17 protein-coding genes and 1 tRNA gene are annotated in these 16,751 nt (G+C 64.0%); 12 read left to right on the top strand and 6 right to left on the bottom strand.

Annotated features, from left to right (window positions below; all coding sequences use genetic code 11):
- Positions 1–54 precede the first annotated feature (54 nt).
- Complete coding sequence (pyrF, locus tag BSG08_RS09365; protein ID WP_093035614.1) at positions 55–747, top strand: orotidine-5'-phosphate decarboxylase; 693 nt, start codon at positions 55–57, stop codon at positions 745–747.
- A 15-nt stretch (positions 748–762) separates the two neighbouring features.
- Here pyrF and BSG08_RS09360 read toward each other — a convergent pair.
- A tRNA-Gly gene (locus BSG08_RS09360) sits at positions 763–836 on the bottom strand.
- 159 nt (positions 837–995) lie between these two features.
- On the opposite strand from BSG08_RS09360, the gene BSG08_RS09355 reads away from it, so the two are divergent.
- Positions 996–1,670, top strand: a complete 675-nt coding sequence (locus tag BSG08_RS09355) for a hypothetical protein (protein WP_093035611.1) — start codon at positions 996–998, stop codon at positions 1,668–1,670.
- Between the two features lie 93 nt (positions 1,671–1,763).
- Here the strand turns inward: BSG08_RS09355 and rplT are convergent, their stop codons facing one another.
- From rplT to pyk, 3 genes are all read right to left on the bottom strand, one after another.
- Positions 1,764–2,129, bottom strand: a complete 366-nt coding sequence (gene rplT, locus BSG08_RS09350) for a 50S ribosomal protein L20 (RefSeq protein ID WP_093035607.1) — start codon at positions 2,127–2,129, stop codon at positions 1,764–1,766.
- Between the two features lie 14 nt (positions 2,130–2,143).
- Positions 2,144–2,344 (bottom strand): 50S ribosomal protein L35, encoded by a 201-nt coding sequence (rpmI, locus tag BSG08_RS09345; protein ID WP_093035604.1) that lies wholly within the window; start codon positions 2,342–2,344, stop codon positions 2,144–2,146.
- Positions 2,345–2,741: 397 nt separating this feature from the next.
- The gene (pyk, locus tag BSG08_RS09340) at positions 2,742–4,187 is read right to left on the bottom strand and encodes a pyruvate kinase (RefSeq protein ID WP_093035601.1); all 1,446 of its coding nucleotides are present in this window, start codon (positions 4,185–4,187) and stop codon (positions 2,742–2,744) included.
- 126 nt (positions 4,188–4,313) lie between these two features.
- On the opposite strand from pyk, the gene BSG08_RS09335 reads away from it, so the two are divergent.
- From BSG08_RS09335 to BSG08_RS09320, 4 genes are all read left to right on the top strand, one after another.
- Positions 4,314–5,054 (top strand): N-formylglutamate amidohydrolase, encoded by a 741-nt coding sequence (locus tag BSG08_RS09335; protein ID WP_093035598.1) that lies wholly within the window; start codon positions 4,314–4,316, stop codon positions 5,052–5,054.
- Between the two features lie 60 nt (positions 5,055–5,114).
- Positions 5,115–5,429, top strand: coding sequence for a DUF1244 domain-containing protein (locus tag BSG08_RS09330; protein ID WP_093035595.1), 315 nt, complete (start codon positions 5,115–5,117; stop codon positions 5,427–5,429).
- A gap of 52 nt (positions 5,430–5,481) precedes the next feature.
- Positions 5,482–6,174: a glutathione S-transferase family protein gene (locus BSG08_RS09325; protein ID WP_245770646.1), complete on the top strand. Its 693-nt coding sequence runs from the start codon at positions 5,482–5,484 to the stop codon at positions 6,172–6,174.
- Between the two features lie 98 nt (positions 6,175–6,272).
- The gene (locus BSG08_RS09320; RefSeq protein ID WP_093035589.1) at positions 6,273–7,646 is read left to right on the top strand and encodes an L-serine ammonia-lyase; all 1,374 of its coding nucleotides are present in this window, start codon (positions 6,273–6,275) and stop codon (positions 7,644–7,646) included.
- 193 nt (positions 7,647–7,839) lie between these two features.
- Here the strand turns inward: BSG08_RS09320 and BSG08_RS09315 are convergent, their stop codons facing one another.
- Entirely contained in the window at positions 7,840–8,898 is a 1,059-nt protein-coding gene (locus BSG08_RS09315) for a quinone-dependent dihydroorotate dehydrogenase (RefSeq protein ID WP_093035586.1), read from the bottom strand.
- Positions 8,895–9,233, bottom strand: a complete 339-nt coding sequence (locus BSG08_RS09310; RefSeq protein ID WP_093035583.1) for a DUF952 domain-containing protein — start codon at positions 9,231–9,233, stop codon at positions 8,895–8,897. Before BSG08_RS09310 ends, BSG08_RS09315 begins: the two co-directional genes overlap by 4 nt.
- 97 nt (positions 9,234–9,330) lie before the next feature.
- On the opposite strand from BSG08_RS09310, the gene cmk reads away from it, so the two are divergent.
- The 6 genes from cmk (at position 9,331) to BSG08_RS09280 (ending at position 16,743) form a co-directional block, all read left to right on the top strand.
- Positions 9,331–9,939, top strand: a complete 609-nt coding sequence (gene cmk / locus BSG08_RS09305) for a (d)CMP kinase (RefSeq protein ID WP_093035580.1) — start codon at positions 9,331–9,333, stop codon at positions 9,937–9,939.
- 120 nt (positions 9,940–10,059) lie between these two features.
- Entirely contained in the window at positions 10,060–10,449 is a 390-nt protein-coding gene (locus tag BSG08_RS09300; RefSeq protein ID WP_093035577.1) for a DUF4168 domain-containing protein, read from the top strand.
- A gap of 68 nt (positions 10,450–10,517) precedes the next feature.
- Positions 10,518–10,940, top strand: a complete 423-nt coding sequence (locus BSG08_RS09295; RefSeq protein WP_093035574.1) for a pentapeptide repeat-containing protein — start codon at positions 10,518–10,520, stop codon at positions 10,938–10,940.
- Between the two features lie 53 nt (positions 10,941–10,993).
- A complete protein-coding gene (rpsA, locus tag BSG08_RS09290) occupies positions 10,994–12,862 on the top strand; it encodes a 30S ribosomal protein S1 (RefSeq protein ID WP_281248269.1) in 1,869 nt (622 codons plus the stop codon).
- A 130-nt stretch (positions 12,863–12,992) separates the two neighbouring features.
- The gene (locus tag BSG08_RS09285; protein WP_093035568.1) at positions 12,993–15,056 is read left to right on the top strand and encodes a hydantoinase/oxoprolinase family protein; all 2,064 of its coding nucleotides are present in this window, start codon (positions 12,993–12,995) and stop codon (positions 15,054–15,056) included.
- Positions 15,046–16,743 (top strand): hydantoinase B/oxoprolinase family protein, encoded by a 1,698-nt coding sequence (locus BSG08_RS09280; protein ID WP_093035565.1) that lies wholly within the window; start codon positions 15,046–15,048, stop codon positions 16,741–16,743. The genes BSG08_RS09285 and BSG08_RS09280 overlap by 11 nt, the downstream gene beginning before the upstream one ends.
- The last annotated feature ends 8 nt before the right edge of the window (positions 16,744–16,751 follow it).

The raw sequence follows: 16,751 nt of genomic DNA, 5'->3' as shown, positions 1-16,751 counted from the left end.
GGGCACGCGCGCGCCGCGACAAGGGCGCGGAACATGCCATGAGAGATGCGCCCCATGCCCGATGACCGCCTGATCGTCGCCCTCGATTTGCCCAATGCGCTCGAAGGCTTGCGACTGGCCGAGAGTCTGGGCGAGGCCGTATCGTTTTACAAGATCGGGCTGGGGATGCTGACGGGCGGCGGTCTGGCACTCGCCAATGAGCTCAAGCAGGAGCATGGCAAGCGTATCTTTCTTGATATGAAGCTGTTTGACATCGGCGCCACGATCGAGAACGCGGTGCGCGGGCTGGCGCAATATGATCTCGATTTCCTGACCGTGCATGGGGATCCGCATGTCGTGCGGGCGGCGAGGGAGGGTGCGGCGGGCAAGCCGCTGAAAATCCTCGCGGTGACGATCCTGACCTCGCTGGACCGCTCGGATCTGGATGCCGGGTTGATCAAGCCGGGCGATCTGCCCGATCTGGTGACGGAACGTGCGGGGCGGGCGTTCGAGGCCGGGGCGCACGGGGTTATCGCCAGCCCGCAAGAGGCGGCGATGATCCGGACCCTGCCCGAGGCGGCAGGGCGGCTGATCGTGACGCCGGGCGTGCGGCCCGCTGGCGCGGCGCGCGACGATCAGAAGCGGATCGCGACACCGGCAGAGGCGGTGGCCTGCGGGGCCGATCACATCGTGATCGGACGGCCGATCTGGGCGGCGGCAGACCCGCGCGCGGCGGCGCAGGCGATACTCGCGGAATTGCGGGGGTGATCTTCAGGAAGGCTCTGGAGCGGGTAACGGGAATCGAACCCGTAACTGAAGCTTGGGAAGCTTTCGTGATACCTTTTCACCATACCCGCGTCTGAGGCGGGGAGATATGGCGTTGCGCGCGCGGGGTCAAGGGGGAACGAAGATACCCGGTCGGGCCTTGTGTCAGCGTGGCCGATATCTGGTTGACTGCAGGTGCGGGCGATTCTAACTGCCCAGGCAACCCGAAGAAAATCCGGAAAGGTCACGGAATGCGCGCTTTCAGCCCTGCCGATCAGGTCATCTTTGGCGTTATCAATGCCTCGCTGCTTTATATGCTGGCCTATTGGATTCTGGGGTTCGAGCAGCAGTTCGCCTCGGGCTTTGCTATCGAGGACGGGCCCGTCGAGTATGGGACCGCGATACTGCTTTTCGTATCCGCGCTGGTTCTGGGCTGGCACATGCTGGTCATGGTGCGGGCGGGGCGTTTGGGGGCAGGTTGCCTGCTGGGTCTTTATGCGCTCCTGTTCGTGTTCGGCGCAGGCGAGGAGATTTCCTGGGGTCAGCGGATCTTGGACATCAAAACACCCGAGTATTTCGTGGAGCGCAATCTCCAGCAGGAGATCACCATTCACAACCTCGTCGTGGGTGGCAAACAGCTAACCAAAACCTTGTTCGGAAGTGTTCTGACGGTGGCGATCCTGCTCTATCTGGTGGTGCTGCCGCTGCTTTACCCGAGGGTCCGCGCAATCGCGTCACTGGCTGACCGCCTGATGGTGCCGCTGCCCGGGAAGCGGCATCTGGTGGTTGCGCTGGTGGCAAGCCTGATGATGATGGCGATTGATCTGCAGCGCAAATGGGAGGTTTATGAATTGATCTTCAGCCTTCTGACCTTGTCGATCTTTCTGGCGCCGGGAAATGCGCACAGATTTTCGCGATCGCGATGAGCGAGGCTGGGCTGAACACGATCGGAAAATGAAAATCGCCGCCCGGGGGCAGCCCCCGCGCGGCGATCTGTCAGTCCCTCGAATGCGACCGGCTTATGCTGCCAGAGCGCTTTTGGCCTGGGCCACGATGGCGCCGAAGGCGGCAGGTTCGTGCACGGCGAGATCCGCGAGCACCTTGCGATCCACCTCGATCCCGGCGAGCGCCAGCCCGTTGATGAAGCGCGAATAGGTCAGCGCCTCGTCATGGCTGCGCACGGCGGCGTTGATCCGCTGAATCCACAGGGCGCGGAAATTGCGCTTGCGGTTCTTGCGGTCGCGCGTGGCGTATTGGTTGGCCTTGTCGACGGCCTGTGCGGCCACCTTGAAGGTGTTTTTGCGGCGGCCATAGTACCCCTTGGCAGCCTTGATGACTTTCTTGTGACGGGCGTGGGTGACAACCCCACCTTTGACGCGTGACATTGATCAAATCCTCCTTAGCGCGCGTAGGGCATCATTGGCTTGATGATACTTTCATCAGGCTTGCTGAGCGTGGTCGTACCGCGAGCGTTACGGATGAATTTCTTGGTGCGTTTGATCATGCCATGGCGTTTGCCGGCCTGAGCAGCTACGATGCGGCCAGAGGCCGTCATCTTGAACCGCTTTTTGCAGCTCGATTTGGTCTTCATCTTGGGCATTTCCGGCTCCTCTTTAGGTCGGTATGGTCACAGGGACTCGGCATGCCACTCTGGCCGGTCCTGCGGATAGAGCGCGCCGTATACGCGGGCTTGGCCCTCTGTGCAAGGGGCAATGGGCGCGAACGCGCGGTTTTCAGGTCAGAAAGCGGGCCAGAACCCTGACCAGAACATGCGGCAGATCGTCAAAGCTGTAGCCGCCCGGTCGGGCGCTCAGCGCCCAGAGGATGAGGCACGCCGGGTCGACGATGGCAAGCGCGGCAAAGCGCGGTGCGCGATCTCCGGCAAAGGCGGAGAAAAGTACGGGAGATGGACAGCGTGCCCGGCACCAGGCCGACGAATATCGCGAGTTCCGGGTCCATCACCGATCTCCGGCGCATCTGCATCAAGTTGCAGCAGATCAGCCCGGATCGGTGGCGTAGATCAAACTTTCCTTGCAGGGTGCGACCCTGAGAATATTGGTGGTGCCCGGCACGTTGAAGGGCACCCCGGCGGTGACGACGATCTGGTCGGCCTCGGTCGCGTAACCCTGGGCGCGGGCAGCGCGGGCGGCGTTGATCACCGCCATCTTGAACCGGGTCAGTTCCGGGGTCATCACGCAATTGACGCCCCATGTCAGGGCCAGACGACGCGCGGTGCGGCGCAGGCTGGTCATGCCGATGATCGGGACGCGGGGACGTTCGCGCGCGGTCAGCAGCGCCGTCGTGCCCGATTCGGTATAACAGCAGATCACCTTGATATCGGTGGTCTCGGCAATCTCGCGCGCCGCCGCCACGATGCCGTCGGCGACGGTCTGGCGGTTGGCGCGGCGGCTGGCCTCGATCACCTCGCGGTAGATCGGGTCGCTTTCAACCTCGATGGCGACGTTGTTCATCGTGGTCACCGCCTCGACCGGATAATCCCCCGCAGCCGATTCCGCCGAGAGCATGATCGCATCCGCCCCCTCGTAGATCGCGGTGGCCACGTCCGAGACCTCGGCGCGTGTGGGCATCGGGGATGTGATCATCGATTCGAGCATCTGGGTGGCGACGATCACCGGCTTGGCCACGGCCCGGCAGCGCCGCACCAGACGTTTCTGGATCGGCGGCACGTTCTGCACCGGCAGTTCCACGCCCAGATCGCCGCGCGCCACCATGATCCCGTCACTGACCGCGAGAATATCCTCAAAGCATTTCACCGCCGCCGGTTTCTCGATCTTCGAAAGCACCGCGGCGCGGCCATTGACCAGGGTGCGCGCCTCGTTCACATCCTCGGGCCGCTGCACGAAACTGAGTGCGAGCCAGTCGACACCCAACTCGCAGACAAATTCCAGATCGGCGCGGTCCTTGTCGGACAATGCGGCAAGCGGCAGCACCACGTCTGGCACGTTCACGCCCTTGCGGTTGGAGATCGTGCCGCCGATGATCACTTCGCAACTGGCGAAATCCTTGCCGCAATCGGTCACCCGCAGGCGGATCTTGCCGTCATTGACCAGCAGGTTCGCGCCCGGCTCCAAGGCGGCAAAAATCTCGGGGTGAGGCAGGCAGACGCGGGTGGCGTCGCCCTCTGTCTCGTCAAGATCCAGCCGGAACGCCGCGCCTTCGGTCAGTTCCTCCTCGCCATTGGCAAAGGTGCCGACACGCAGCTTTGGCCCCTGAAGATCGGCAAGGATGGCGATCGGGCTGTCGAGTTCGTCCTCTATCTGACGGATGATCCGATGACGCTCGGCGATCTCGGAATGCGCCCCGTGGCTCATGTTGAGGCGAAAGACATCCGCCCCCGCTTCGTGCAGGGCGCGGATCGTGGCGTAATCCGAAGAGGCGGGGCCTAAGGTGGCCACGATCTTGACATTGCGGTGGCGTCTCATCTGTGTTCCTTCGTCTCTGGCATTGGCTGTTCATGTTATCGCTAACATCACGCTGGTTTGCGTTATTGCGCAATTCACAATCCCTCGCAACTGTCCTAGAGGAAGACGACAGGAAAAACCAACCCGATGACGTATCAACCTTATGAAATCGAGGGCGCTGCGCGCCCGGAGCGGTGGCTTGTGACCTGCGATCACGCCACCAATTGCGTGCCTCCCTTCGTGAACGGTGGTTGTCTGGGCGTGGCGCCCGAGGACATGGTGCGCCACATCGCCTATGACGTGGGTGCGGCGGGGGTGACCCGCGCTCTGGCGGAGGTGCTGGGCGGTCCCGCGATCCTGTCGAATTTCTCGCGGCTGGTGATTGACCCTAACCGGGGCGAGGATGATCCGACGCTGGTGATGAAGCTTTATGATGGTACCATCATTCCGGGCAATCGCCATGCCGGATCCGAAGAGATCGAGCGGCGTCTGAACCGCTGCTACCGGCCCTATCACACCGCGTTGGCGGATCTGGCGGCGCGCCGCCGCGATACCGTCATCGTATCGGTTCACAGTTTTACCCCGCAGTTCAGGGGCCGTCCGCCGCGCCCCTGGCATATCGGGTTGCTCTATGCCGCCGATCAACGGTTTGCACGGCCGCTGCTGGCGCGGCTGCGGCGGGAGCGCGACCTTTGCGTCGGGGATAACGAACCCTATGGCGGACATCTGCCCGGCGATGCCATCGCCCGCCATGCGATTGCTCATGAGCGGCCCAATGTGCTGATCGAGTTGCGCAACGATCTGATTGCCACGCCGGAACAACAACAGGGTTGGGCGGCGCGCCTCGCACCGATGCTGACTGAAGCGGCGGAGCAGGCGGGCGTCTGACAGGGGCCTTGCGCCGCAGGCCTGCTGACCTCATCTTGGGGCTGAAAGAGGAGAGAGAGCATGGACGATCAGACGAGGATCGAACTAGAAGCGGCGGCCTTTCGCGCCCTGCGCCATCATCTGATGGAAAAGCGCGCGGATGTGCAGAATATCGACATGATGAACCTTGCCGGGTTCTGCCGCAACTGTCTGAGCCGCTGGTATCAGGAAGCGGCCGACGAGCGCGGCATCGAGATGTCCAAGGACGCTGCGCGCGAGGTATTCTACGGTATGCCCTATGATGACTGGCGCGCACAGAATCAGACTGATGCGAGCGCAGAGCAGCAGGCGGCCTTCAGGACCGCCTTTGCCGAGAATGTGGGGGAAAAGGGCTGACGGCGGTGGCTTTCGGGCAACAGCCCAGGGCGCGGCGGGCCAAGGGTGCGGCGTGAGCCACTACCGTCTGCATTATGCGCCCGACAATGCCTCGCTGATTATCCGGCTGGTGCTGGAGGATCTGGGCGTGCCCTACGGGACCGTGCTGGTCGATCGCGCCGCGCGCGCTCAGAGATCGCCCGGCTATCTGGCGCTCAATCCCAACGGGCTGATCCCGGTGCTGGAAACGCCTGACGGGGTGATGTTCGAAACCGGCGCGATCCTGCTCTGGCTGGTGGACCGGCACGGAAGGCTTGCACCGGGCACGGACGCGCCGACGCGCGGCGATTTCCTGAAATGGCTGTTTTTCCTATCCAATACGGTGCATTCCTGTCTGCGCATGACCTTTTATCCGGGTCAGTATGTCGGCGGCGATGCAGGGGCGCAGGCGATGCTGCGCGCGCAGATGCAGGCGCGGTTCTCCGAGTATCTGGACATGATCGAGACCCGCGCCGCACCGTGGTTCGCGGCGGATCACGCCTCGGTGCTTGACTATTACCTTGCGTGCCTGATGCGCTGGCGGGCGATCTATCCCGAGGGGGCGCGGGGCGGATACGAGACGCGCGGCTGGCCACGTCTGCACGCCATGCTGGAACGGCTGGAGGCGGGGGCGCCGCTGCGCGCGGCGATCCGGGCCGAGGGGTTGGGAAAGACACCGTTTACCGCGCCATCGTGGCCCGATCCGCCCGAGGGCAGCGCGATCTGACCGGCGCAGATGGCAAGCACGCGCCCTTGAAGCGTCGCTTTCGGACAAGTAGGTCTGAAGGGGTGCGGCGATAAGACCCGCAAACAGGGAGCGCGACGATGTTTCTATCCGTTTTCGAGATGTTCAAGGTGGGCATCGGTCCGTCCTCGTCGCATACGATGGGGCCGATGGTTGCCGCCGCGCGCTTTCTCGACAAGATGCGTGCGGCCCCGTTTCAATATGCGGGACTAAAGGGCTCGCTGCATGGCAGCCTTGCATTTACCGGCATCGGCCATGCCAGCGACCGCGCCACCGTTCTGGGCCTCGCCGGGTTCCTGCCGGAGACCTACGATCATGAGCGCGCCGAGGAGGTGCTGGATCGGATTCGCGAAACCCATCGGGTCACGCCGCCCGGTCTGTCAGAACTGAAATTCCATCCAAAGGAAGATCTGATCTTTGATTTCGGCCCCAATCTGCCCGGCCATGCCAATGGCATGATCCTGATGGCCACCGATGCGCAGGGCGATGTCATCCTGCAGGAAACCTACTATTCCATTGGTGGCGGTTTCGTGATGACCGAGGCGGAACTGGCTGCGGGCAAGAACACCGACAACGGCCCGCCCGTGCCCTATCCGTTCAAGTCTGCCGCCGAGATGCTGGAAATGGCCGAACATTCCGGCAAGAGCATCGCGGAAATGAAGCGCGCCAATGAGATCGCGCGCGGCGGGCATGACAATCTGCGCAGCGGCGTGGCGCGAATCTGGCAGGTGATGAACGACTGTATCGAGCGCGGGCTGAATGCGGAAGGAACCCTGCCCGGCGGGCTGAACGTCAAACGTCGGGCCAAGGGTATCCGCGACGCGCTGATTGCCGAGCGCGGCACCAACCTGAACGCTCCGCACAAGATCAACGACTGGATGAGCGCCTATGCGATGGCGGTCAACGAGGAAAACGCCGCCGGCGGGCAGGTGGTGACCGCGCCGACCAACGGCGCGGCGGGGGTGGTGCCGGCGGTGATCAAATACTGGCTGGAGCATGTGCCGGGCGCGCATGAGGGGCAGGTCGAGGAATTCCTGCTCACCGCCGCCGCGATTGGCGGGCTGGTGAAATACAACGCCTCGATTTCCGGTGCCGAGGCGGGATGTCAGGCCGAGGTCGGCTCTGCCGCCGCTATGGGCGCGGCGGGGCTATGTGCCGTGCTGGGCGGCACGCCCGCACAGATCGAGAATGCCGCCGAGATCGCGCTCGAGCATCACCTTGGCATGACCTGCGATCCGGTTCGCGGTCTTGTGCAGGTGCCCTGTATCGAGCGCAACGGCCTGGGCGCGATCAAGGCGGTGTCTGCGGCCTCATTGGCGTTGCGCGGCGACGGCACACATCTGGTGCCGCTCGACGCCTGCATAGAGACCATGCGTCAGACCGGCGCGGACATGAGCGAGAAATACAAGGAAACCTCACTGGGCGGTCTGGCGGTGAATGTGCCGAACTGTTGAGGGGGAATAAGAGCCGAGCGATCGCTGGGCCGTTCCGCGGCCTGGCGATTTGGAGGTGTAGCGCAACACTACGGAGTCATACGGATATTGCTGGATAAAATGACAGCTACAATCGTCGCTTCGCCAGTCCCCGATCCAGCGGCCGCACGGCTTCTAAGACGTGGGCAATGACCACTCTGAGACCGCCGGCCCCTCACAGCCAAGCCTCGCGCCCCGTGCCCACCGCCTCGGCCACATTCCCGAACCCGTCCCGCTCCAACAGGGCATCAAGCCCGCGTGCGATTTCGCCCACTAACGACAGCCCCCGATAGACCAGCGCCGAATAGAGTTGCACGGCAGAGGCTCCGGCGCGGATCTTGGCATAGGCCTGATCGGCGCTGGCAATGCCACCGACGCCGATCAGCGGGATATCCCCGCCCGTCAGTTGCGATAACCGCGCCAGCACGCGCGTCGACTTTTCAAAGAGCGGCTGGCCCGACAATCCCCCCGCCTGATCCCGCATCGCGCTTGTCAGCCCCTCGCGCGAGAGTGTGGTATTGGTGGCGATGATTCCGCTGAGGCCGGAGGTGCGGGCGACATCGGCGATCTCTGAAAGCTCGGTATCGCTGAGGTCGGGGGCGATCTTCAGAAATACCGGAATCGGTTGCGGCAGCCAGTCGCGCGCCTCCATCACGCCCCTGAGCAGGCCGCCGAGCGCCTCGGCTCCCTGCAGGTCGCGCAGGCGCTCCGTATTGGGGCTGCTGACGTTGACCGTGGCGAAATCGAGATGCGCGCCGCAATGCGCGAGGACGCGGGCGAAATCCTCGGCGCGGTCGACGCTGTCCTTGTTGGCCCCCAGGTTGAGTCCGATCACCGCATCCTGCGGGCGGCGGGCCAGACGCGCGGCGGCGGTCTCCATCCCCGCGTTGTTGAAGCCGAAGCGGTTGATGACTGCGGCATCCTCACCCAGGCGAAACAGACGCGGGCGGGGATTGCCCGGCTGTGCGCGGGGGGTAACGGCGCCCACCTCGATGAATCCGAAACCCGCGCGGCTGAGCGGCGCAAGCGCCTCGGCGTTCTTGTCAAAGCCTGCTGCGAGGCCTACCGGGTTGGGCAGACGCAGCCCCGCCAGATCGGTTTTGAGGCGTGCTGTCGTAAAGGGCCCCGGTCGGGGGGTCAGCCCGAGGCGCAGGGCCCGCAGCGCCAGACCATGCGCGGTTTCCGGGTCAAGCCGGTGCAGCGCGGCGAGGCCCGCGCGCTCAAGCAACGTCATTCAAGTCCCGCAGGGAAGGCGTGCGTCCCCGCGACCAGCGGCAGCGGCTGGGCCCAGATCACATCCGACAGCAGCAGGTCGCGATAGAGATGCGGAAACAGCGCACCGCCGCGTGACGGCTCCCATTTCAGGGCCTCTCCGAGGCGGTCGGTCTCTACCGCCACCAGCATCAGCCCGTCCTCGCCCGCGAAATGCCGCGCGGCGGTTTCGGGAGCCTGTTCGAGGGTCGAGAAATGCACGAAGCCATCGGCGCGATCGACGGCTGAGCCCGCGTTCTCGCCATGGTTGCGCAAGTCGGCCCATTCAGCGGCGCGTAGGATCTTGTAAATCACCATGCTGCTGTGATGCCTTGGCCGCGCGTTCCCGTCAAGCGGTGCTTGAGGCAGGGGCGGGGATGGGCTAGCAAGTGGCCCGGAGAGAAGAGAGGCGGTCATGGCATTTACCATCGCGATCGACGGGCCGGCGGCGGCGGGCAAGGGCACGATCGGCCGGGCTCTCGCGGCGCATTTCGGATTTGCCCATCTCGATACGGGGTTGCTCTATCGTGCGACCGGGCGCCGGATGCTTGCCGGCGCCGATCCGGTCGCGGCGGCGCTGTCTCTGGGTGTCGAGGATCTGGAAGCGGATGATCTGCGCACGTCCGAGGTGGGGCAGGCCGCGAGCCGTGTTGCCGCGATTCCGGAGGTGCGGCAGGCGCTGCTGGATTTTCAGCGCGCCTTTGCCCGGCGTGTGGGCGGCGCGGTGCTCGATGGCCGCGATATAGGGACGGTGATCTGCCCAGAGGCCGAGGTCAAGATCTATGTCACGGCAAGCGATGCCGAGCGGGCGCGGCGGCGGCACCGGGAACTGACCGGAAAGGGTCAGGATGTAACCCTCGCCGAGGTGGCCGAGGATCTGCGCCAGCGCGATGCCCGCGACAGCGCCCGCGCCGCAGCGCCTCTCAAGCCGGCGAAGGATGCGCTGATGCTCGATACCTCCACGATGTCGATCGAAGAGGCGGTAGCGCAGGCCATCGCAATCGTGGCTGCCGCAAAGCGTTAGAGGGATGCCTTTCCGGCGGGATTCCGCGCAGCCGGTTGCGTGCTGCGGCATGGGCCTTAGGTTTTTATGCAGCAGGTCATGCCTGTTGCTGCAAACCGATAGTCAAAAAAAGGAGGCGCCATGCCCTTCCGATCGACCTTGAAAGCCACCACCACCGCCGTCACGCTTGCCCTTGTCGCGGCCCCCATGGCCGCGCTGACCCCGCAGGCGGTTGCCGCACAGACCGCCGAAAGTTATTCGGCAGAGGAACTGGATGCGTTCACCGCCGCGCTCATCGGTGTGGCAGGCGTGCGGGAAAAATACACACCCGTCCTGCAGAGCGCGGAATCAGAGGACCAACAGGCCGCGGTCGTCGAGGAGGCGAATGCCGAGATTGTCGATGTGGTCGAGCGGACCGAGGGGATGACCATGGATCGGTATCTTGAGATCGCTCAGGCCGCGAGCGAAGATCAGGCCCTGAACCAGAGGATTACCAAACGGGTTCAGGCGATGGAGACAGACACCCAATAGTGCCACATGGATCAGCCGGGGGCATATCGGCCCCCGGTCAGGAACCGCCTGACGCAAAGGAGGCGACGATGAAAACCGTTCTTGCGGCGGTTGTGCTGGCACTGGCCGCGCCAGCATTGGCCGATGCCGATGAGTTGAACACTACCGGATCCTGTCCCGGCTGTGATCTGCGCAATGGCGCGTATTCCGGGGCGAAACTGGCTGGGGCAAATCTGACCGGGGCAAGAATGGAGGATAGCGACTTTTCCGCCGCCGATCTCTTTCTGGCGCAGCTTGACGAGGCCCGGATTGACCGTGCCGATTTCCGCAATGCCACACTAAGGGCGGCGACATTCGTCGGCGCTTCGATGCAGGATGCCGATTTTCGTGGTGCGGATCTTTCGGGCGCGCGGCTCAAGGGTGCCGATACCAGCGGCGCGCGGTTCGAGGGCGCGATTTTGTGCAATACCGTCATGCCCGATGGTGAACTGTCACGCGAAACATGCCAGTGACAAATCCGGCTGTGAATTGAGACGATACGTTCCTGCGCGAGACAGGGTTGATTATGCCGCGGCGGCCCTGTATACGCGCCTCTGTCAACAAGGCGAACAAGGCCATAGAACAAAAGAGATCGAGCAGGGTCGGGACCACCGGCCCTCTTTGTTTTGTGACCCGCCCGACCAACGAAACCCCTCAAGACCGGCGGAGACAACCGCACGGCCAGAAAACCGCTAAAAAGGAAACCAGAGACCACATGGCTCAACATACATCCATGGAGGAATTCGAAGCCCTCCTGAACGAAAGCTTCGAAATGGACACGCCTGAGGAAGGGTCTGTTGTCAAGGGCAAGGTCATCGCGATCGAAGCGGGCCAAGCCATCATCGACGTCGGCTACAAGATGGAAGGCCGCGTTGATCTGAAAGAATTTGCAAATCCCGGCGAGACCCCCGACATTTCTGTCGGTGACGAAGTCGAGGTGTTTCTGCGCTCCGCAGAGAATTCACGTGGCGAGGCCGTGATCAGCCGCGAGATGGCCCGCCGTGAAGAGGCGTGGGACCGTCTCGAAAAAGCCTATGCCGACGAAGAGCGTGTCGATGGCGCGATCTTTGGCCGTGTCAAGGGTGGTTTTACCGTCGATCTGGGCGGCGCCGTGGCGTTCCTGCCCGGTTCACAGGTGGATGTGCGCCCGGTGCGTGATGCTGGCCCGCTGATGGGTTTGAAACAGCCATTCCAGATCCTCAAGATGGATCGTCGTCGGGGTAATATTGTCGTGTCGCGTCGCGCCATCCTCGAAGAAAGCCGCGCCGAACAGCGCGCCGAGGTGATCGGCAACCTGACCGAAGGCCAGACCGTTGATGGTGTGGTCAAGAACATCACCGAATACGGCGCCTTCGTCGATCTGGGTGGTGTGGACGGTCTCTTGCATGTCACCGACATGGCATGGCGCCGGGTCAACCACCCGTCGGAGATCCTGTCGATCGGCGAAACCGTCAAGGTGCAGGTCATCAAGATCAACAAGGATACCCACCGTATCAGCCTTGGCATGAAGCAGCTGCAGGAAGATCCGTGGGATGTGGTCGCTGCCAAGTATCCGCTCGAATCGGTGCATACCGGACGGGTCACCAACATCACCGATTACGGTGCTTTTGTCGAGCTGGAGCCGGGTGTCGAGGGTCTGGTTCACGTCTCGGAAATGTCCTGGACGAAGAAGAACGTGCATCCCGGCAAGATCGTTTCGACCTCGCAAGAGGTTGAAGTCATGGTGCTGGAAATCGACGGTGCCAAGCGGCGCGTCAGCCTGGGCCTCAAGCAGACCATGCGCAACCCGTGGGAGGTTTTTGCCGAGACCCATCCCGAGGGCACCGAGGTCGAGGGCGAGGTCAAGAACATCACCGAATTCGGCCTGTTCATCGGTATGGAAGGCGATATCGACGGTATGGTCCATCTCAGCGATCTGAGCTGGGACGAGCGTGGCGAAGATGCAATCCAGAACTACAAGAAAGGCGATGTGGTTCGCGCCATCGTCTCCGAGGTCGACGTCGAGAAAGAGCGCATTTCGCTTTCGATCAAGGCACTTGGCGGCGACAAGTTCTCCGAGGCCGTGGGCGGCGTTAAACGTGGCTCCGTGATCACCGTGACGGTGACGGCGATCGAGGATGGCGGGATCGAGGTGGAATACGAGGGCATGAAGTCCTTTATCCGCCGGTCGGATCTGTCGCGTGACCGCTCCGAGCAGCGCCCCGAGCGGTTCTCGGTCGGTGACAAGGTCGATGCGCGGGTGACCAATGTCGACGCCAAGACCCGCAAACTGGGTCTTTCGATCAAGGCACGCGAGATTGCCGAGGAAAAAGAGGCAGTCGAACAGTATGGTTCGTCCGACTCGGGCGCCTCGCTGGGCGATATCCTTGGCGCGGCCCTCAAGGGCGACAAGTAACCCTCCGGGGGACTGCCGGAAATCGAAACGGCCCCGCTCTCCGCGGGGCCGTTTTGCGTTTCGCACCCTCTTGCGTTGACTTTTGGGCGGGTCTCGCCAAGCTGGGGAAAAAGGGCGCAGGGATGGCGGGATGGATCGGCGGCAGAGCGGTCAGGTGGCGGGGATCGACGTGGGCGGCACGTTCACCGATCTGCTGGCACTCGATCCCGCTACGGGTGCCGTGCGGCTGGCCAAGGTGCCCTCGACGCCGGACAATCAGGCCGGTGGGGTGATGGCGGCGCTGGGGGCGGCGGGTGCGGATCCGGCGGCGCTGGATCTCATCGTGCATGGCACGACGACCACCACAAATGCGGTGCTGGAGCGCAAGATGGCGCGCACCGGGCTGATCACCACGATGGGGTTTCGCGACGTGCTGGAGCTGGGCCGTCGCACCCGACCGCAGCCCTATGGCATGACCGGGCAGTTCGTGCCGGTCATCCCGCGCGATCTGCGGCTTGAGGTGCCCGAACGCATGGATGCCGCAGGGCAGGTGGTCACGCCGCTGGATGAGGCGGCGGTGCTGGCGGCGGGGCGCACCCTGCTGGCGGCGGGCTGCGTCTCGGTCGTGGTGCATTTCCTGCACGCCTATGCCAATCCTGCGCATGAACGGCGCGCGGGCGAGGTGCTGGCGACGATCTGGCCCAATGCGCATATCACGCTGGGCCATGCGATCCTGTCGGAAAGCCGTGAATTCGAACGCGGTGTGACGGCGGCGGTCAATGCGAGCGTGCAACCCATTCTGGCGCGGTATCTGGAACGGCTGACGCAGGATCTGGCAGCAGGCGGCTACGGGCGCGATGTGCTGGTGATGACCAGCAATGGCGGCATGGTCTCGGCCCGCAGCGTGGCGACGGAGGCGGCCAAGACGGTGATGTCTGGACCTGCCTCGGGGGTCATGGCGGCGGCCTATACCGGGCGCGTGGCGGGGGTGGAGAACCTTATCACCTATGACATGGGCGGCACCTCTACCGATGTGGCGCTGGTTCGCGGCGCTGAGCCGGCAGTGTCGAACGAGATCGAGATCGACCATGCGCTGCCCATCCATGTGCCGATGGTCGATGTGCGCACGGTCGGCGCAGGTGGCGGATCCATCGCGCGGGTCAATGCCGCCGGTCTGCTTGAGGTGGGCCCGGAAAGCGCGGGGGCCGATCCCGGCCCGGTCTGCTATGGGCGCGGCGGGACGGAGCCAACGATATCGGACGCCAACCTGCTGCTTGGCCGACTCGATCCGGCGCGATGGGTCGCGCGGGGCAGCGTCACGCGCGATGTCGTGGCGGCGGTCTTTGACGAAAGGCTGGCGTCGCCTCTGGGTCTTGATGTGACGCAGGCGGCCGAGGCGGTCATTCGCCTCGCCAACACCAGAATGGCCGGGGCCATTCGCATGGTCTCGTTGTCGCTGGGGGCTGATCCTCGCGATTTCGCATTGTTTGCATTCGGCGGTGCGGGGCCGCTGCATGCCGCAGATCTGGCGCGCGAACTGGGGGTGCCGCGCGTTCTGGTGCCTGCACGCCCCGGCCTGACCAACGCCATCGGCTGTGTCGTGGCCGATCTGCGGCATGATTTCGTGCGCACGCTCAACCGCCCGCTGGACAGTCTGGCCGAGGGGGAACTGGCCGCCGTGTTCAACGTGCAACGGGTCGAGGGCGAGCGCCTGATCGACGCCGAGCGCGTGGCATTGGCCGGACGGCGTCTGCTCTACTCGGTGGATATGCAGTTCGCCGGGCAGACCCATCTGTTACGGGTCGATCTGCCGGGATCGGAGGTGGACCGCGCAACCTTGCAAGCGCTGTTTGAAGAGGTGTATTTCAGGCGCTTTCGCGTTCGTCTGGACGATATCCGCGTAAATCTGGTCAATGCCAACTGTTCGGTTATCGGAATGCGCCCGCCGCTGGATCTGTCAACGCTAATCGACCCTTCGGGCCGTTGCGCGACGTTGGCGGAGGCCGAAACCGCACGGCGGCGGGTTTACATAGGTGGTGGTTGGCGGGAGGTATCGGTCTATTGGCGTGATCACCTGCCGCGCGAGTTCGAACTGCGGGGCCCGGCGGTGATCGAGCAGATGGACACCACCACGCTGATCGGCGCGCAGGACCGGGCCACCGGCGATGCGCATGGCAATATTCTGATCGGGATCGGAGGACCGGATGCCGCTTGATCCCATTACCCTCTCGGTCATTCAGGCGGGCCTGCAACAGGTCTGTGACGAGATGGACCTGGCGTTTTCCCGCGCTGCTTTCTCGCCGGTGATCGCCGAGGCGAACGACCGCTCGGACGGCATCTATTCCGCCGATGACGGGTCACTGATCGCACAGGGCGCAGGTGGACTGCCGGTCTTTGTCGGGACGATGCAGTATTCGACGCGGACTCTGATCGGGATGATTGCCGCGGGACAGGTCGGCGCGCCGGAGCCGGGCGATATCTATATCGTCAACGATCCCTATCTGGGCGGCACACATCTGATGGATGTGCGCTTTGCCCGGCCCTATTACCGGGCGGGGCGTCTGTGGTGCTGGTTGTCGAATACCGGCCACTGGCCCGATACAGGGGGAGCTGTGCCCGGCGGGTTCTCGGCCTCGGCCACTGCGGTGGAACAGGAGGGACTGCGTCTGCCGCCGGTCAAGCTGTTCAAACAAGGGCAGATGGATGCAGAGATCTACGCGATCATCTGTTCCAATATCCGGGTAGCCGATCAGCGCATCGGCGATGTCAAGGCGCAGGCGGCGGCGCTCGACCTAGGCGCGGCGCGGCTCGATGCGCTGCTGGATCGCTATGGCGAAGATGTGGTGGCGGAGGCGATTGCCGAATTGCGCGCCCGCGCGGCGGCGCAGATGCGCAGTTTCATCAGGGATATGGGCGCGGGTTCGCATCGGGGTGTGGCTTGGATAGACAGCGATGGGGTGGTCAATGAACCGCTCGAAATCCGCCTTAGCGTGACGCGCAGCGGTGATGATCTGATATTCGATTTCACCGGATCGAGCGCGCCCTGCATGGGTCCGATGAACTCGGTGCGCGCCACGACGCTTTCTTCGGTCTATCTGGCCATGCGCCACATCTTTCCCGAGGTGCCGATCAGCGCGGGCGCGTTCGAGCCGCTGCGTGTCACCGGCATCGAGGGCACGTTTCTGGACGCGCAGTATCCGCGCCCCGTCTCGGGTTGCGCGGCAGAGGTCAGCCAGCGGATCGCCGAGGCGGTTTTTGCCGCGCTCGTTGCTGCGCTGCCCGACCGGGTGACGGCGGCCCCGGCGGGCACCTCGGGCAATTTTGCGCTGGGCGGGCACGATCCGCAGCGGGGGCGCGATTTCGTCATGTATCAGCTCTCGGGCGGGGGCTATGGCGGGTCTGCCTCTGGCGATGGGTTGAGCAATGGTTGCTCGACCATCGGTATTTCCAAGGCCCCGCCTGTGGAGATCATGGAGCAGGCCTATCCGGTGCTTTATCACCGCTATGCGCTGCGCGAGGGATCGGGTGGAGCGGGTCGGTATCGCGGCGGGTTCGGTCTGGATTACGAGGTCGAACTGCGGCGCGGCACCGCGCGGGCAAGTTTCGTGATGGATCACGGCCGCTTTGGCCCGCAGGGTGTGCTGGGCGGGTCTGACGGCGCGGTCAACGAGGTCACGGTGTGGCGTGGCGGGGTGGCCTATACGCCTGTGCATCTGTCCAAGGAGCAGGATATCCCTCTCTCGGCGGGCGACCGTGTGCATGTGCGCACGCCCGGCGGTGGCGGCTATGGCGATCCCGCCGCGCGCGATCCGCAAGCGGTGGCCGAGGATGTGCGGCTGGGTCGATATACGGCGGATGAGGCACGGGCGCTGTTCAGTGTGGCGGTTGGCAACGATCAGTAGGGATACCG

Source organism: Roseovarius azorensis (genome assembly GCF_900109455.1).
Taxonomy (GTDB): domain Bacteria; phylum Pseudomonadota; class Alphaproteobacteria; order Rhodobacterales; family Rhodobacteraceae; genus Roseovarius; species Roseovarius azorensis.
Note: the sequence above shows the minus strand (reverse complement) of the source record. Positions and strands in the feature narration are given on the sequence as shown.

Coding starts and splice junctions, on each gene's coding strand:
- pyrF (WP_093035614.1), top strand. CDS start 55: ATGCCCGATGACCGCCTGATCGTCGCCCTCGATTTGCCCAATGCGCTC.
- BSG08_RS09355 (WP_093035611.1), top strand. CDS start 996: ATGCGCGCTTTCAGCCCTGCCGATCAGGTCATCTTTGGCGTTATCAAT.
- rplT (WP_093035607.1), bottom strand. CDS start 2,129: ATGTCACGCGTCAAAGGTGGGGTTGTCACCCACGCCCGTCACAAGAAA.
- rpmI (WP_093035604.1), bottom strand. CDS start 2,344: ATGCCCAAGATGAAGACCAAATCGAGCTGCAAAAAGCGGTTCAAGATG.
- pyk (WP_093035601.1), bottom strand. CDS start 4,187: ATGAGACGCCACCGCAATGTCAAGATCGTGGCCACCTTAGGCCCCGCC.
- BSG08_RS09335 (WP_093035598.1), top strand. CDS start 4,314: ATGACGTATCAACCTTATGAAATCGAGGGCGCTGCGCGCCCGGAGCGG.
- BSG08_RS09330 (WP_093035595.1), top strand. CDS start 5,115: ATGGACGATCAGACGAGGATCGAACTAGAAGCGGCGGCCTTTCGCGCC.
- BSG08_RS09320 (WP_093035589.1), top strand. CDS start 6,273: ATGTTTCTATCCGTTTTCGAGATGTTCAAGGTGGGCATCGGTCCGTCC.
- BSG08_RS09315 (WP_093035586.1), bottom strand. CDS start 8,898: ATGACGTTGCTTGAGCGCGCGGGCCTCGCCGCGCTGCACCGGCTTGAC.
- BSG08_RS09310 (WP_093035583.1), bottom strand. CDS start 9,233: ATGGTGATTTACAAGATCCTACGCGCCGCTGAATGGGCCGACTTGCGC.
- cmk (WP_093035580.1), top strand. CDS start 9,331: ATGGCATTTACCATCGCGATCGACGGGCCGGCGGCGGCGGGCAAGGGC.
- BSG08_RS09300 (WP_093035577.1), top strand. CDS start 10,060: ATGCCCTTCCGATCGACCTTGAAAGCCACCACCACCGCCGTCACGCTT.
- BSG08_RS09295 (WP_093035574.1), top strand. CDS start 10,518: ATGAAAACCGTTCTTGCGGCGGTTGTGCTGGCACTGGCCGCGCCAGCA.
- rpsA (WP_281248269.1), top strand. CDS start 10,994: ATGCCGCGGCGGCCCTGTATACGCGCCTCTGTCAACAAGGCGAACAAG.
- BSG08_RS09285 (WP_093035568.1), top strand. CDS start 12,993: ATGGATCGGCGGCAGAGCGGTCAGGTGGCGGGGATCGACGTGGGCGGC.
- BSG08_RS09280 (WP_093035565.1), top strand. CDS start 15,046: ATGCCGCTTGATCCCATTACCCTCTCGGTCATTCAGGCGGGCCTGCAA.